This is a genomic window from Clostridium sp. E02, assembly GCF_003833015.1.
In the GTDB taxonomy this organism is placed as follows: Bacteria; Bacillota; Clostridia; order Lachnospirales; family Lachnospiraceae; genus Lacrimispora.
The window spans coordinates 105628-121549 of record NZ_RJLQ01000005.1 but is presented as its reverse complement, the minus strand read 5'-3'; the positions used below and the strand labels follow the sequence as shown (position 1 = coordinate 121549).

18 protein-coding genes and 5 tRNA genes are annotated in these 15922 nt (G+C 40.8%); 3 read left to right on the top strand and 20 right to left on the bottom strand.

The window, feature by feature from the left end:
* Positions 1-6: 6 nt before the first annotated feature.
* From EFT72_RS05070 to EFT72_RS19450, 12 genes are all read right to left on the bottom strand, one after another.
* On the bottom strand, positions 7-1452 hold the full coding sequence (locus tag EFT72_RS05070) for an aldehyde dehydrogenase family protein (protein ID WP_124065820.1): 1446 nt from the start codon (positions 1450-1452) through the stop codon (positions 7-9).
* A gap of 34 nt (positions 1453-1486) precedes the next feature.
* Complete coding sequence (locus EFT72_RS05065) at positions 1487-1786, bottom strand: BMC domain-containing protein (protein ID WP_124065819.1); 300 nt, start codon at positions 1784-1786, stop codon at positions 1487-1489.
* A gap of 17 nt (positions 1787-1803) precedes the next feature.
* Positions 1804-2100 (bottom strand): BMC domain-containing protein, encoded by a 297-nt coding sequence (locus EFT72_RS05060; RefSeq protein WP_124065818.1) that lies wholly within the window; start codon positions 2098-2100, stop codon positions 1804-1806.
* Positions 2101-2119: 19 nt separating this feature from the next.
* Positions 2120-2407, bottom strand: coding sequence for a helix-turn-helix transcriptional regulator (locus EFT72_RS05055; RefSeq protein ID WP_124065817.1), 288 nt, complete (start codon positions 2405-2407; stop codon positions 2120-2122).
* A gap of 4 nt (positions 2408-2411) precedes the next feature.
* On the bottom strand, positions 2412-3419 hold the full coding sequence (locus EFT72_RS05050) for a DMT family transporter (RefSeq protein ID WP_124065816.1): 1008 nt from the start codon (positions 3417-3419) through the stop codon (positions 2412-2414).
* Entirely contained in the window at positions 3416-3709 is a 294-nt protein-coding gene (locus tag EFT72_RS05045) for a BMC domain-containing protein (RefSeq protein WP_124065815.1), read from the bottom strand. The genes EFT72_RS05050 and EFT72_RS05045 overlap by 4 nt, the downstream gene beginning before the upstream one ends.
* Complete coding sequence (locus tag EFT72_RS05040; RefSeq protein WP_124065814.1) at positions 3699-4673, bottom strand: DMT family transporter; 975 nt, start codon at positions 4671-4673, stop codon at positions 3699-3701. Before EFT72_RS05040 ends, EFT72_RS05045 begins: the two co-directional genes overlap by 11 nt.
* A 282-nt stretch (positions 4674-4955) precedes the next feature.
* Positions 4956-5789 (bottom strand): MerR family transcriptional regulator, encoded by an 834-nt coding sequence (locus tag EFT72_RS05035; protein WP_124065813.1) that lies wholly within the window; start codon positions 5787-5789, stop codon positions 4956-4958.
* Positions 5790-5993: 204 nt separating this feature from the next.
* Positions 5994-6314 carry a thioredoxin gene (trxA, locus tag EFT72_RS05030; protein ID WP_124065812.1) on the bottom strand — a complete coding sequence of 107 codons (321 nt, stop codon included), beginning with the start codon at positions 6312-6314 and terminating at the stop codon, positions 5994-5996.
* Positions 6315-6496: 182 nt separating this feature from the next.
* Positions 6497-6973: a cupin domain-containing protein gene (locus EFT72_RS05025; RefSeq protein WP_124065811.1), complete on the bottom strand. Its 477-nt coding sequence runs from the start codon at positions 6971-6973 to the stop codon at positions 6497-6499.
* Positions 6974-7138: 165 nt separating this feature from the next.
* Positions 7139-7270, bottom strand: a complete 132-nt coding sequence (locus EFT72_RS19770) for a hypothetical protein (protein ID WP_279221961.1) — start codon at positions 7268-7270, stop codon at positions 7139-7141.
* Complete coding sequence (locus tag EFT72_RS19450; protein ID WP_124065810.1) at positions 7255-7404, bottom strand: Ig-like domain-containing protein; 150 nt, start codon at positions 7402-7404, stop codon at positions 7255-7257. Before EFT72_RS19450 ends, EFT72_RS19770 begins: the two co-directional genes overlap by 16 nt.
* A 57-nt stretch (positions 7405-7461) precedes the next feature.
* Between EFT72_RS19450 and EFT72_RS05015 the strand changes: the two genes are divergently transcribed.
* Positions 7462-7920 carry an NUDIX domain-containing protein gene (locus EFT72_RS05015; protein ID WP_124065809.1) on the top strand — a complete coding sequence of 153 codons (459 nt, stop codon included), beginning with the start codon at positions 7462-7464 and terminating at the stop codon, positions 7918-7920.
* Between the two features lie 91 nt (positions 7921-8011).
* Here the strand turns inward: EFT72_RS05015 and EFT72_RS05010 are convergent.
* From EFT72_RS05010 to EFT72_RS04995, 4 genes are all read right to left on the bottom strand, one after another.
* Positions 8012-8083 (bottom strand) — tRNA-Gly (locus EFT72_RS05010).
* Positions 8084-8161: 78 nt separating this feature from the next.
* The gene (locus EFT72_RS05005; protein WP_124065808.1) at positions 8162-8707 is read right to left on the bottom strand and encodes a hypothetical protein; all 546 of its coding nucleotides are present in this window, start codon (positions 8705-8707) and stop codon (positions 8162-8164) included.
* Between the two features lie 217 nt (positions 8708-8924).
* Positions 8925-8995: transfer RNA gene (locus EFT72_RS05000), tRNA-Gly, on the bottom strand.
* Positions 8996-9039: 44 nt separating this feature from the next.
* Positions 9040-9112, bottom strand: a tRNA-Phe gene (locus tag EFT72_RS04995).
* 194 nt (positions 9113-9306) lie between these two features.
* On the opposite strand from EFT72_RS04995, the gene EFT72_RS04990 reads away from it, so the two are divergent.
* A complete protein-coding gene (locus EFT72_RS04990) occupies positions 9307-9699 on the top strand; it encodes a desulfoferrodoxin family protein (protein WP_124065807.1) in 393 nt (130 codons plus the stop codon).
* A 72-nt stretch (positions 9700-9771) separates the two neighbouring features.
* Here EFT72_RS04990 and EFT72_RS04985 read toward each other — a convergent pair whose 3' ends face one another.
* Together EFT72_RS04985 and EFT72_RS04980 are read right to left on the bottom strand one after the other, a co-directional pair.
* Positions 9772-11733 carry a methyl-accepting chemotaxis protein gene (locus EFT72_RS04985; protein ID WP_124065806.1) on the bottom strand — a complete coding sequence of 654 codons (1962 nt, stop codon included), beginning with the start codon at positions 11731-11733 and terminating at the stop codon, positions 9772-9774.
* Between the two features lie 223 nt (positions 11734-11956).
* Positions 11957-12042: transfer RNA gene (locus EFT72_RS04980), tRNA-Leu, on the bottom strand.
* 193 nt (positions 12043-12235) lie between these two features.
* Here EFT72_RS04980 and EFT72_RS04975 point away from each other — a divergent pair.
* Entirely contained in the window at positions 12236-13567 is a 1332-nt protein-coding gene (locus EFT72_RS04975) for an FAD-dependent oxidoreductase (RefSeq protein ID WP_124065805.1), read from the top strand.
* A gap of 68 nt (positions 13568-13635) precedes the next feature.
* On the opposite strand, the gene EFT72_RS04970 is transcribed toward EFT72_RS04975, so the two are convergent.
* Positions 13636-13717, bottom strand: a tRNA-Tyr gene (locus tag EFT72_RS04970).
* A gap of 383 nt (positions 13718-14100) precedes the next feature.
* Positions 14101-15915 (bottom strand): ATP-dependent zinc metalloprotease FtsH, encoded by a 1815-nt coding sequence (gene ftsH / locus EFT72_RS04965; protein WP_347561843.1) that lies wholly within the window; start codon positions 15913-15915, stop codon positions 14101-14103.
* Positions 15916-15922 lie beyond the last annotated feature (7 nt).

Here is a 15922-nt window from a genome sequence, read left to right as displayed (position 1 = left end):
GTTCTTTTAAAATTGCTTTGATAATTCTTTTAAAATCTGCTGAAACAGTTCTTTGGTATCCTTTGGATTCCATTGGTCTGCTTTTAAAAATTCTTCTGCTTCTCTCACTCCGTATGCTGCAGTTCTGATATAGATGAAATTCATGGGAGAAACATTATCAGCCGTAATTCCTGCACCAGCCGTTATGCTGCCTAAAGTCATTGCCGGGAATAAATTAGTGGTCATCCCCATACTGCCCAATGCTCCCGGAGTATTGACAAGGATTCTGCCAACAGGCTTTATTAAAGCAAACTGGCGAATCACCGCTTCGTCTTTGGAATGAATGATAAGGGTATGCCCGTGGCTTTCATTCATTAGGAGCTGAAGGCATTTTTCACAGGCATGCATCCAATCATCTTCTATGTAAAAGACTAGAACTGGACAAAGCAGTTCTCTGGCAAATGGATTTCTCTCTGAAATATACTTCTGCTGAGATACCAATACACTGGTAAGATTCGGAACTGAAAATCCCGCTCTTTTTGCAAGTTCCAAAGCTGGTCTTCCCATAATCTCTTCGTCTGCTTTGCCTTGTTCTAGACAGAGAAGATCGATTAGTTTTTTCTCTTCCTCTTCCGTCATAAAGTAAGCACCATTTTTTCCCAGCTCTGTTTTTACTTCGGACGCAATTTGACGGTCAGCAACTACATACTGTTCTGCACCGGATACCATCCCATTGTCAAAGGTACGGCTTACGATAATATCTTTTACGGCCTGACTTACATTGGCGGTTCGCTCGATAAACACCGGTCCATTGCCCGTTCCACCATAAATATAAGGTTTTCCGCTTTCTGCTGCCTGTTTGTTTAATTCTAAAACCCCGGTATTTACTACCATGGCTGCTGCCGAATGGCGAATCAGTTCTAGGCTCCCTGCTTTGGTCACTGTTTTAAGGCATCCAATGGCTCCTTCTAGAAGTCCGCAGGTACTTCCTGCCTCTTTCAGTCTTTCAAACAGGATTTCGGTCACCTTGACTGCCCGCTCATGAGGAACAATGACGATAGGATTTCCAGACTTTACTGCAATTAATATGTTATAGAGAGCAGTTGAAACCGGACTGGCCGCTGGTGTAAGTGCTACGATTACACCAATGGGCACTCCAATCTTTAAGGTCTTTTTTTCCGTATCTTCGTTTAAAATTCCCACGCATTTCATATCTTTTAGATGGGCTGGTAATTGATCACAGACAAACCGGTTCTTAACACGCTTGTCCTCTGCTTTTCCATATCCGGTCTCTTCTGCAGACATGACTGCCAGTTCGTCTACAAGTTCCATTGCCGCCGCTGCAAGTGTCTCCACCATGTGATCAAGCGTTTCCTGGGGGTAGGAACGCATGACATAGGATGCATCTCTTGCCCGTTCCATTAAAATTCTTGCCTCCTGAATGGAGATAAGATCTTTGTCAACAAAACTCATTTTATTACTCCCTTCTTCGGGACTTTTTCATGCCTTATGAAACAGAGTTTATGGCATATCGATTAATTATTTTAATAAGATCTGGATGGGGTCTTGGTATTACCACGGAACTATAAACCTCTGCACCCATATCATTGACCGCTTTGATTCCTGCTTCAACCGCTGTTTTACAAGCTCCCACATCTCCTTGTACCAGGACTGATATATAACCAGAAGCAACGTTTTCATAGCCAATTAAATTTACATCTGCCGCTTTGCACATAGCATCGGCTGCTTCCAAAACAAATACCAGACCAAATGTCTCAATTGATCCTATGGCTTCATATCGTTCCATATCGTATTTTCCTTTCTTCATGCATCAATATCGTGTACCGATACAATGTCACCAACTTCTTTGATTGGTCTTGGCATCACGTTCTTTGCTGTCAGTTTACCGATTGCTGCGGCGGCTTGTGCACCTGCCTCTACCGATGAACGAACAGCTGCCACATCCCCTTTTACCATAATGGTAACCAGGGTAGAACCTACATTTTCGTAAGAGACCAATTCCACGTCTGCTGCCTTTAACATCTTATCTGCCGCTTCTAGTGCTGGAACCAGTCCGATGGTCTCAACCAGACCTAATGCATCTTCTCCGCAATATCTCAAGCTCATGCCCTCCTTCGCTCTATTTTTGATTTCGGTATCTTTTGTCCACGTATTTGTCAACGGCATTTCTGCCATCGTCGTTGATTTCATAGCACATGCGTAATTCCCCATTAGAATCTAAATCATAGCTATTTAATGTCACCAGTCCATTTGCTTCCAAAGACATGACATGGTCCAAATAACGATCTTTTGTAAACTGGCGTTCTCCGCCATACTGGGACTCCAACGCTTCCATAATCTGATTTATATTTGCATTTTTTACTCCATATAAATAATTTAGTACTGCTGTTCTTGCAGGTAATAACATGTTTTTATACCCCTTTCCTAAATAAATCCAGTGGATTCATGGTAACCACAATCGCACCAAGGACGATAACAACGGATCCAATGATAATCTGAGGAGTTACTGCTTGTCCCAAAAACAGGATACAGAAGAATACACCCCAAAAAGCATAGGTTACATTTAAGGACATTCCAACCGCACAACCAACTGTGGAGTTGCTTTTATACCAGCAGAGGAAGGATACGGCTGCGCTCAGACCAGCGATGGCAAGCCAGATTGCTGGAATTCCAGCCAAAAGGGTCCCGCCTAAGAGTCCCATTCCTGCTACTCCCCCAACGATTGGAAGAATGATAAACAAGTCTACGAATCCAGAGATTAGCTGACGTAAGTTTACTGCAACATCGGTGTCGATCATGGCTCCGCCATAGGTGGAAAAAACTCCTTCCAGTGCCCAGCAGATTGCAGCCACAAAGCTAAAGATAATTCCCAGTGTAAAGTTATCACTGCCTTCTGGTTTTGCCCAGTTGATGATAATGGCACCACCTACGCATACGAGCATACCAACCATAACCCGTTTTGTGATCTTTTGTTTCAGAAAAATCCAGGCAAAAATGGCTCCAAAAAGGCTGCACAGTGCAGAGATTGGAATTGCATAGGCTCCTGCCAGGGCAAGTCCAACCAGATAGGCACCATTGGCAATAGGTCCCCCTAATATAGAACCGATTACGATCATTTTTCCAGGGAATGTATTTAGACTTCTGCCCATTTCACGAAGCCGACCGCTTTTTGCATTGTATGCAGTCAACCAAATTCCCGCAAAAAGATCATTCAAACCGGAACATACATAGGGTCCTGCTAAAACTCCTGCCGCTCCAGCAAGTGGTTTATAATAACCGGCTACCAGTACGAGAACCGTATAGATTCCGTAGGTAAGTCCTGATAATGCACCGGTTGTCATTCCAGTGGTCCTAAATTTTTTATTAATTGTCGCCATTTTACCATCCGCTGTCGCAGATGTTATTGCCTGATTGTTCATTCTTTACTCTCCTTTTTGTCCTTTGGAAGAATGGCTTCCACTTCTGCGTGAGGTCTTGGAATTACGTGCACGGATAAGAGTTCTCCTACCCTCTGTGCTGCAGCTGCTCCTGCATCGGTTGCAGCTTTTACTGCTCCCACATCTCCTCTTACCATAACGGTTACAATACCGCCTCCCACAAATTCTTTCCCTAAAAGAGTCACGTTTGCAGCCTTCACCATAGCGTCTGCGGCTTCTACTGAGCCAATTAATCCTTTGGTTTCAATCATTCCTAATGCATCATACTTCATTGCTTAATTCCTCCTTTTTATTTAATAATTCAAATGGGTTTACAGATACTAAAACTGCACCAATGATGATGATAATGGAACCCGTTATTATCGTAGGGGTCACTGGTTGATTCACAAATAAGATACAAAACAACACGCCCCAAAACGCGTAGGTAATATTCAGTGACATTCCTATGGCACATCCTGCCGTACTGTTTGATTTATACCAACACAGATAGGATATGCCCGCACATAGACCGGAAATTGCAAGGCAAAGCATCGGTGACAGGGAAAACATCGTTCCCTTTAGTAGTCCCATTCCTCCTACCAGTGGAAGAATGACAAACAAATCTACCGTTCCGGACAAAAGCTGGCGGATATTAATTACGACGTCACTATCTAGCATGGCACTTCCATAGGCCGCTAACACTGCCTCAAGTGCCCAGCCGATGGCTGCAACGAATGCACAAATGATACCAAGTGTAAAGTTTTGGCTTCCTTCTGGTTTGACCCAGTTAATTACAATGGCACCTGCCACACAAATCATCATACCAACCCCTACTCTTGGAACAATTTTTTGTTTTAATAAGACTCTGGCAAACAGTGCTCCAAACAGAATATTCATGGCTGATATGGGGATCGCATAGGCTCCCGCCATGGCAAGTGCCATTAAATAAGCGCCACTGGCTATGGGTCCTCCAATCAGAGATCCCAAAAGAATGATTTTTCCCGGATATAATTTTACACTTCGAACTAGCTCCCGCATTCTTCCCGTCTTTAAGTTATAAATGGTTAGCCAGATGCCGGCAAACAAATCATTTAAACCAGACATTACATAGGCTGCTGCTAAGATTCCTGTAGCCCCAACAAGCGGCTTGTAGTAACCTGCAAGAAGAACTAACGTGGTATAAAGTCCATAAGTGATCCCAGATACAAGGCCATTGGTGATCCCAATCTTCCTAAATTTCTCTCGTGCTTCTTTCATTTAATTTTCCTTCCCCGTTTGAATGCTGCACAAAATTAAATTGTTTCGATTGCCTTTTCTTGATTTACGTTCAGCTGAAAACGTTAAGAATTTGCATGCCGTCTGTTAATATTACTAAATTCCTTTTGACTGGATGCGTTTTTCTATACATTTAGTATAAATCCTCCCCTTAGGGGGAATGTCAACTATTATTTTAGATATTTCTTTTTTGGTTTAACTAGAAAACGCCCTGCAGATACAATCTTTTAAAAAAAGGTTGTATCCACAGAGCGTAAAAATTTTCTATATCCGACGAATCGGCACGATTATTTCTGTTACAAATTGTTCTGGTTCTCTGGTGGTCCAATAATCCACCACATACCGTTCAAAACTTTCCTCGCTGCACTGATAGCCTTTCTTATCGGCCCATCTTCTGATTTTTTCATACTCTTCATCAATGGTCTCATGTTTGCCGATATGATAGACAGAAGCCGCCATGATCCCACCATAGGCTAACCGGTTGGTACATCCAAGACACGGATGTATGGCCTCCTGCATAATGGTGGTTTTGGTGCATTTTCCTTCCATCTTCTCAATGAAAGAGTCAAACTTAAGGACCACAGGTCCTGTGATCTCATTCTCTTTCTTCTCAAGATGGTTCGTCCATTCAATATTAATGATGGTTTCCATATAATTATAGTCAAACTTATGCTGCATACTGCAGAAAATAGCTTCCTGCAAGTATTTGACGGAAACTTCCTGGACGTTAATCTGACGCACCATCTTTGCTTCCTGAATCAGCTCATACCAGTCCTTAACCGCCACGAAGCTGTTGTGAATCTGCTGCTCCTGAAGACGCAGCTGGTCAATTTTGTATCGAAAATTCTGTTCGAGATAATAGTAAGTGTTCCCTTCCACCATCCCCTGCATCTCTTCTAATTTAAAACCCATTTGTTTGTAATATTTCACAATGGGAACGGTTAGAAGTTTTTCTTTGTTATAGTAGCGGTAACTATTCTCCTTACAGATGTGATCAGGGGATATAATCCCGATCTTGTCATAGAAACGCAAAGCTTTTGCTGAGATGTTGCAGATCTTACTCACTTCCCCAATTGAATATAGTTTTTCTTCTTTCATGTAAACCCCCATAAACATTGACATTGTTAATGTGTTCTTTGGTAGATTTTCTCTTTTTTCTAACATTTGATCTATATGTAACACCAGTATAATCCTTCCTCTATAGGGGAATGTCAATACCATCTTTACGATCTGGGAGAAAACACAAAAAAAGACCGCAGGTCTTTCAGACGACTGAATGACCTGCGATCTCGTATTCCTATATTACTTTAACTGATCGACCATCTGCATAATTTCTTTTTTAGACTTTACACCAACTGAGGTTGATACCAGTTTTCCATCTTTAAAGATTCCAACGGTCGGAATACTCATAACCTTAAACTGACTTGCCAGATCCGGTTCATTGTCTACATCAATTTTCCCTACTTTTAAATCTGGATGATTCTCAGATGCGATCTCATCCATCACTGGTGCAAACATCTTACAAGGACCACACCAGGTTGCCCAGAAATCTACCAGTACAACCCCTTTGTTATTTACTACTTCGTCGTCAAAATTCTGTTTTGATAATGTTACGATTCCCATGTTATGTTCCTCCTTCATAATACATGATGTGAATGCTTTCTTAAATAGTAGGTTCTTTCCAATTGTTTTATCTTACTCTATGGATTATGCCTAGTTATATCATATCTAATGTATTGTTGTTTTATTTATCTTATTACTGTTATTATAAAAGTTACAGTTCGATTTGTCAATAGCTATTTGCCTTAATTTTCTGATTTACTTGGATTTGGGTCTGGAGCCCAGGAAGCATTCAAATCCGTTCCTTTAAAAATTCGCCTTACTCCATTGGACTTTTGCATGTACATGTCCTCATCCGGGTAATAACAGGTATCTTCCGTTTCATTGGTACCAATATCTAAAATCGTCAACATCTCATCACTGGAATTATAAAAAGTGTGGGTGATGTTCTTTCCAGCTGGTTTTGCTATGAAATCTCCTTTGCGGACCGTTATCTCCTCGTCGTTTAGCCGGATCGTGCCCGTACCGGATAGGATAAGGAAAAACTCTTCCTGTTGAGAATGGCTGTGATATCTTGTACTATAGGCTTTTGGTGGGACAGAATCAATGTTTACATAAATCTTTTCACTTCCAGCAGCTTCCCCCAATGACTTGGTGGTTAAACCAGCGGCATCGTTCCAAATAAACGGTTCTAGTAATTTTTCTATGTTTTTGATCTCCATTTAATACTCCCTTCCGTTTCTAATAATACTGCTGCTATTATAACATATGTTTTCAACTATAGAAGGAATTCTTATTTCAGGTTCGTATGAATGCCAAGATAGGCAGTTGTTTTTTAGGTATAAAAAGAGGCGAATCTCGCCCCTCTTTGTATGTTCCTTTATTCGTTATACTCTTACTCTGATATAAACCTGTCCAACCATCGTTCCATCTGTATTTTTTGAGACTGCTACGGTTAATCCCTTGCATTTTGCAGTCACAACCCCTTTGCTGGATACGGTAGCTACGGATGAATCCATGACATCCCACGTCCCGTAACCACACCGTTTGCATCAACCTGAGCAATGGTATCGTTGGAAGAAGTCCAAGTCATGTTGGTGTTCTCATTCAGATGATCATCCACACTTAATGGATATTCTATTAGATAACGCATTGTAAATTATGTTATAGTAAGTATTATTAAAATTTAATTATTGAGGGGAACATAATTATGGATAGACATTTTACAGTTTCTATATATATAGTACATAAAAATAAAGCATTATTACATTTACATAAAAAGGCAAAAAAAATACTCCCTTTCGGTGGGCATATAGAATTAAATGAATTGCCAGAGGAAGCATGTATTCGTGAAGAACAAGAAGAATCGGGTTTAAAAATAAATCTATACAATCCATTTAATCAGCAACTTAAAAATTCATGCGAATTGGCAGGAGAAAAATTGCTAATAAATCCTATGTACACAATTTGGGGTGAAATAAATCCAGAACATTATCATATAGACTTTGTTTATTATGCAACTGCAAATTCTTTTGACACATTACCAGGAAATGGGGAATCTAATTTGCTCAAATGGTATAGTAACGAAGATTTGAAAAACGCATATGACATTCCGCATAATATTTTGACAATGGCTTATGAAGCATTAGAATTATTAGGTGAAAGATAGATTCTTATATTTCAACATTATTTTAAAACAAAGCGAAACAAAAAGAGCCTCCGAAAACCGGAAACCCTCATAAACACTCGCTATTCTTGAGAGCGCGAGACGGGACTCGAACCCGCGGCCCCGACCTTGGCAAGGTCGTGCTCCACCACTGAGCCACTCGCGCATACATACTTTTTAAATATTAAATTCCAATAACACAAGAATTATAGCATATCGACATATAAAATGCAAGAGGTCTCCTTTATTTTGTCAAAACAAAAGAATCAAAAAAGAGATCCTTCTTCGGATTTATCTCATCAGAATCTGCCATATATTGAATCTGATACATCCGATCCCCCACGATATAAATTCTCTGGTAAACGGTAATCGACTCATCCCCCGACGTTACCTTGTATTTTAAATCTTTCCCCGGATACTTTCCTAAGGTAATATCCTTACTCTCCTCTACTCCCTCTGGCAGACTTGTAATAGCATTTTCCAATACGGTAAACGCATCTTTCACTGAACCTTCTGGATAATCATTGTAGGCGAAATTATAGGCGGTATGCTCTAATTGCAAAAAATAACTGTGAATTTCCGTCTTTCCTTCGGATAACTCTAGCGTCTCCATGCTTTCATTCGCTTTTCCTGGAAAACAAATGGTAAACTTTCCATCTTCTACAGTTGTTACACGTGGGGTTTCAGGCTCAGCTGCAACGGACGTCTCCCCATTACCTATTTGGCTACAGCCAAAAATGAAACTCATCAAAAAACAAACGACTATCAAATCGTATATTCTTTTTTTCATGATCTCTCCTTGTTCAATCCTGTCGGCAATTCCTCTGAATCTCCGAAGCAAAAACAAATCATAAAAATTATATCACAGATTACACGGGGTTACAATATTCGTTATGTAACTTGTTTTTTATTATTTTTGTAATCCTAATATTAATTATCGCAATCAGGTTTTATCGATGCAAAAAAACCGGACAGTCTTTCAAATAAGACTGTCCGGTTCATAAGAGAGCGGGTGATGGGAATCGAACCCACGTTTTCAGCTTGGAAGGCTGATGTTCTACCATTGAACCACACCCGCATAGGGTTTTCATTAAATTCCTGAGCGAATTGTTAAATACACAATGCCCAAAGCCGGAATCGAACCAGCGACACGAGGATTTTCAGTCCTCTGCTCTACCAACTGAGCTATCTGGGCCTTTCTCCTGCAACATCAATTATCTTACAAGAATTTCCCTCAATTGTCAAGATTTATTTTTTAATTTATTAAAAAAATTAAGACAAAACCGATATCTTATAAAGAAACAAACTTAAGTGTATGTTTTTACAACTTTCGGGAATTCTTTTAAACAGTAGTAGGACGAATATCGTACTCTAAGATTGGAGGATCTAATGAAACGTACACCAACATTTTTTACAGACAAAAACCACAATGTTATTCTGGAAGCAATTCAGGGCGAACCAAATGCAGCCCTACCAGATAGTTTGAAACCCTTTGAAGTATTGGAACCAAATTCCTCTGATGCATCAAAAGAAAAACACGTTCCCGTGATTGAAACGAATAAAAACCATGTGACAGTAAAGATTGGAAGTATCTTTCATCCCATGACTGAAGAACACAGCATCGCATGGGTCATGTTAGAAACCATAGCCGGATGTACCATGAGAATCCACTTAAGCGCAGATTGTGAACCTGTGGCGCACTTTACGCTAGAAGATGGAGATTCCCCAAAAGCAGCCTATACCTACTGCAACCTACACGGTTTCTTTCAGGCAGAAGTCTAAATTCATATTTTACAATCTAAAAAGTCTTGTTTCTGCTTTTCGGTAGAATACAAGACTTTTTTATAAGTACGATCAATGAATGCCACGTAAAATTTCTTCTGAAAGAGTGAATTTAGATACTTCCTCCTGAAGTGCTCGTGCCTGGCTCTCTAATCTTTCACTGTAATCGGAACTTACTCTTGCATTATCTGTATTGGACTGCACCACCTCGGATACGAGGGATAGGCTTTGATTGATCTGATCCATTGTCTGTGCCTGTTCTTTGGAAGCGGATTCAATCTCTCCAATCACCTGTTCAATAAGACCCGAATGCTCCAAGACCTCTTTAAGGATCTGATCCGTCTCAAGTGCTAAGTTTTTCCCTTTTAAAACCGCATGTACCGAATGTTCAATCAAACTCTTGGTTTGCTTTGCCGCCTGAGCAGATTTTGCCGCCAGATTCCGCACTTCATCGGCGACCACACCAAACCCTTTTCCTGCACTGCCAGCTCTCGCTGCCTCTATTGCCGCATTCAGTGCCAGAATGTTTGTCTGAAACGCGATCTCCTCGATCATTTTAGTGATACCAGAAATTTTCTCAGAGAAAGTCCCGACCTCACCCATGGCATCATTTAAGTGTTTCATATACTGGTTCCCTTCCTCTACTTTTCTACCAGAATCATTGACGTAACCAGTTGCCTGCCGCACACGGTCTGCATTTTTTACGGATTCCCCTAAGACTTGGGAGATCGAGGCATGAAGCTCTTCAATGGCCGCTGACTGTTTTGAAGTTCCTCCAGCCAGAGACTGTGCCCCTTCCTTTCCCTGCCCAGCACTCGTTGAAACCTCTTTTGCAGAGGATTTAATCGTAAGAATGGTTTGATTCAGGCGAGACGCGATCACCTCCATGGATTGCCGGATTCCATCGAATTCTCCTGGATACTCACAACCGCTGACTGCGGTAAGGTTCCCAAAGGAAATTTCATGCAGAAACCGGGAGATATCAGTTATAATTTCTCGATACTTTGCAGACATTTCATTCACCTTTTCAGCGATTCCACCGATTTCATCATTCCGAAAATGAATCAGTTCCAAATTTAAGTCCCCTTCTGAGAAACGATCCATGGCTTCCACCACCTGCCCTATGGGTTTTGTAATCCGGTTGGTAATTTTAATGATCGCCAACGTTGCCACGATCATGGATAACAAGCCCAAGAACACCGCACTGAGTATGGAGTTTTTTACCCCTGCCATAAATTCCGATTCCAAAGCCGTTACATTAACAGACCAGCCATTGGTTCCTGTAATTGGCGTATAAGATGCAATTCTTCGCTCTCCATTTTCATGAAAAATGCCAAAATTTGACTCCCCTTGAATCATGGAACGTTCCATATCTGCGGCTTCCTGATTCATATTTGGATTTTTCTTCGCATCGTTTATGGAATTTTGCCCAGATAGTACAAGCGAATAATCCTTATGTGCCACTTTGGTTCCTTCTTTGTTTATGAGATAGGTGCTTCCAGTCTCTCCGATTTTTGTATCTGCTACAATTTTTTCAAACACAGAATAAGGACAATCAAGAATTACCACAATATCTCCATACGGATAAGCGTATTCAAATGAAACCTTTTTTTCGTTAATCATGGGATCCGATAGACAGGGAGCCCCTTTTTTTGCTTGTACATAGGCTGAATCCTCCTCATAAGATTTTCCACTAACCGAGGATTTCCCATCCTTTGATACAATATCGATTTGATTCAATCCGTATTGGGAACTAGAGATGTTTAAAAACAGGCTCATGTTCCCTTCTCTTCCAGAACTTCCATTCTCATACAATGCAATGGATTCGGCAATAACCGAATATTCATCCAGCTGCTGGGTGATTTTTTCTGATACTAGTTTCGATGTTTCCCTCAGACACTTGTCCAGTGACTTGCGGTTCGTGTCATAGGAATGGTAGACGGAGCTTATAGAAAGAACAATTACAATGCAAATGATACAGCCCAAAGTAAATAGGATCAGTTCTTTCTTTATTTCCTTACGATTCCTCTTCATGTATGCTTCCTCCAATGTGCAATCGATACCTCTTTTCCAATCAATAATAAAGGGTCCAACTGTAATATCGAACATTTTTTTGATAACTGTAGACATTTTACCAACATTTTACAATCTTTACCATTTCTATATATTCTAGGATTCTACATGAAGAAAACAAAAAGACAGGAAGGCTTTCCATAAAACACGGAAAGCCTTCCTGTCTTTTTCATCTAATGCGATATGCCGGCGACCGGAATCGAACCGGTACGGGCGATTAAGCCCGCAGGATTTTAAGTCCTGTGCGTCTGCCAGTTCCGCCACGCCGGCAAAACCAATTCCATGAACACTTCGTTTAAACCCTTACTATATGTTCACAGAACAACATAACGATTATACAAAATAGGGGCGAACTTGTCAACTGTTTTTCACAATTGGTATCAAATATTATTTCGATAATAATAATTGTTTTTATTTTGTCAATGTGTTATGATAAAGAAAAAGTACTATAAGGAGGTCATTTATGGAACGTATTATCGTGATTGGCGCAAACCACGCAGGAACTGCTGCAATTAACACAATTTTAGACAATTATAAGGAGAAAGAAGTGATTGTCTTTGATTCCAATGATAACATCAGCTTCTTAGGGTGTGGTATGGCATTGTGGATCGGTGAACAGATCGCTTCCTCGGACGGATTATTTTACTGCAGCAAAGACGTATTTGAACAAAAAGGGGCCAAGGTTTATCTGGAAACAAAAGTTGACCATGTTGATTATTCAAAAAAAATAATTACTGCTACGGGTAAAAACGGCGAAACTTATGAAGAATCCTATGACAAATTAATTATAGCAACCGGTTCCCTTCCCATCACTCCTAAGATCCCAGGGACCCAACTAGAGAATGTCCAGTTCGTTAAGCTGTTTCAGAATGCAGAAGAGGTCATCAAGAAACTGCATCAAAATGAGATGAAACATGTGGTGGTCGTTGGTGCTGGTTATATCGGTGTAGAATTGGCAGAAGCATTCAAACGAATTGGCAAAAATGTGACTCTGATCGACAACATGCACACCTGCCTCTCCAATTATTACGATTCAGAATTTTCTGATCTTATGTCTAAAAATTTATCCGATCACGGCATTCGTCTTGCTTACAACGAAACCGTTACAAAACTTGAGGGGAATGGCAAAGTGGAGAAGGTCGTTACAGACAAACACGAATACCCAGCAGATATGGTGGTTTGGGGAATTGGTTTTCGCCCCAATAATTATCTGGGAAAGGAAGATCTTTCGTTATTTAAAAACGGTGCCTATCTGGTTGATAAAAACCAGAAGACCAGCGCTCCTGGTGTGTATGCCATCGGAGACTGCGCTACCATCTTCGACAATTCCATACAAAAAACCAGCTACATTGCACTGGCAACCAATGCGGTCCGTTCTGGCATTGTCGCCGCTCACAACGCGTGTGGGACTCCCCTTGAATCCAACGGAGTTCAAGGATCAAATGGGATCTGCATCTGGAATTTAAAGATGGTATCCACTGGTATTTCTTTGGAAAAAGCAAAATCTTTGGGGTATGATGCAGCGGCTACTGACTATGAAGATACCCAAAAACCTGCTTTTATTGAACAGGATAATTACAAGGTTAAAATCAGGATTGTGTATGATAAAAAGACACGCATTATCCTTGGAGCGCAGTTATGCTCGGAATATGACATCTCCATGGCGATCCATTTGTTTTCTTTGGCTATTCAGGAGCAAGTCACCATCGATCGGTTAAAACTGACTGATATCTTCTTCCTTCCTCATTTTAATCAGCCTTATAACTATTTTACCATGGCTGCCCTGCAGGCATAAAACTCAAAAAAAGCACGATGACTACCTGGTCGAAAGACAGTCATCGTGCTTTTATATTCTTTATTAAATGGGCGGAGAAGGATTCGAACCTTCGAAGTCGTCGACAACAGATTTACAGTCTGCCCCCTTTGGCCGCTCGGGAACCCGCCCATGCTTTATGAAGTAAGCGAATACTATTTTAACATATGAACCTAGAAAAATCAATAGTTTTTTGTTATTTCCAGTTCATTCCTCTATCCCTGACACAATTTTAATAAAAAACGGTCAGCGGGGTAGCTGACCGTTTTTTGGAGAAGGTATTTCGTTTCTTATGGGGTGTAGCAAAAACTATATAATGTATTGGGGGGGTTTACATGTAATAATATAACATAACTAAAAAAATAAGTGTGCACAAACATCTTTTTTTTCATATTTGTTTTTTATGCATTTTTTTATTCTATCAAATCAAACACAAAAAAATGCAGATTTTCCAGTAAAACTTAACTATTTTACCGAATAATCTGCATCTCTATACGAATACAGGTCACAAAAGATTAAATTTCTTTGAGAAACAAACTCTCAAACTCCTCTTGACCGATCTTTTCTTTCTCTATGAGCAGTTTACAGCAGGCATGAAGCACATCTTCGTGTTTCACAATGATTTCTTTTGCCTTGTCGTAACACTCATCAATAATTCGTTTCACTTCATTATCAATCGTATTGGCAACCTGACCGCCATAACTTTTTGTATGGGCAAGATCACGGCCGATAAATACCTCATCGCCATCGCTGTCATAATTGATCATTCCTACACTTTCCGACATACCAAACTGAGTCACCATTGCACGTGCAATCGAAGTCGCCTGTTTGATATCCTGAGAAGCGCCTGTTGTAATGTCACCAAATATAATCTCTTCTGCGATTCTTCCGCCTAAATCAACCATAATATCCTGAATCATCTTACCTTTGGTACGGAACATCTGATCATTCTCCGGCAACGGCATCGTATACCCTGCCGCACTGACACCCGTAGGGATAATAGAGATGGTATGCACAGGCCCCACATCTGGAAGTAAGTGGAACAAAATAGCATGCCCTGCTTCGTGATATGCGGTAATTTTCTTTTCTTTTTCTGTGATTATTTTGCTCTTTTTTTCCGCTCCAATACCGACTTTTATAAACGCCTTATCGATATCCATCTGATTAATGAACTGTTTGCCTCTTCTCGCTGCATTGATCGCCGCCTCGTTCATAAGATTTTCAAGATCCGCTCCTGTAAATCCTGCGGTCGTCTGGGCAACTCTCTTTAAATCTACGTCATCTCCCAGCGGTTTTTCTTTGGAATGGACCATTAGTATCTCTTCTCTTCCTTTTACGTCAGGTCTTCCAACCGCTACCTTCCGGTCAAAACGTCCCGGACGCAAGATTGCAGGATCTAAAATGTCCACACGGTTTGTCGCTGCCATTACGATAATTCCTTCATTGATACCGAATCCATCCATCTCCACCAAAAGCTGGTTTAATGTCTGTTCTCTTTCGTCGTGTCCACCGCCCATACCAGTTCCTCTGCGGCGAGCCACTGCATCAATCTCATCAATGAAAATAATACATGGAGCATGTTTTTTTCCTTCTTCAAACAAATCTCTTACCCTAGATGCTCCTACTCCAACAAACATTTCCACAAAATCGGAACCAGAGATAGAGAAAAATGGAACACCGGCTTCCCCTGCTACAGCCTTTGCCAAGAGCGTCTTACCCGTTCCTGGAGGGCCTACTAAGAGAATTCCCTTGGGAATACGGGCACCTACCCCCGTATACTTTTGAGGATTCTTTAAAAAATCCACTACTTCTTCCAGTTCTTCTTTTTCTTCTTCTAGTCCTGCGACCTTGTCAAAATTTATCTTATTGGCGTCCTTTGCAAGATGAGCCCGGCTTCTTCCGAAGTTCATCATCTTGTTATTGGCACTTCCTGCCCCTGCTCTGGCATTCATTAACAACATTAAGAAAACTAGTGCCATTGCTGTAAGGATTAAAGGAAGCGTTATAATTAAGAATAAATTTTCCTTTTGTACCGCATCCACTGTATAGGTAATCCCATTGCGGTCCAAACGATCTTGAATCTCGATGACATTGGACACATTGGCCTGTTTGGAAGAATCATCTTCCATGACCATATCGATCCTACCGGTTGGGGGTGGATCGTTCTGGCGAATCGTCGCTGACTTTATTGTCCCGTTATCGATCGCCTGCATCAACTCCTGGTTGGTAATAATTCCGCTCTTTTGTGGTAGTTTACTTGCAAAAATAAGCATAATAACCAGAAGAAGCAGAAAGCCCAAGCCTTTAAATGGTTGCTGTTGTTTCAACATGCTGCCT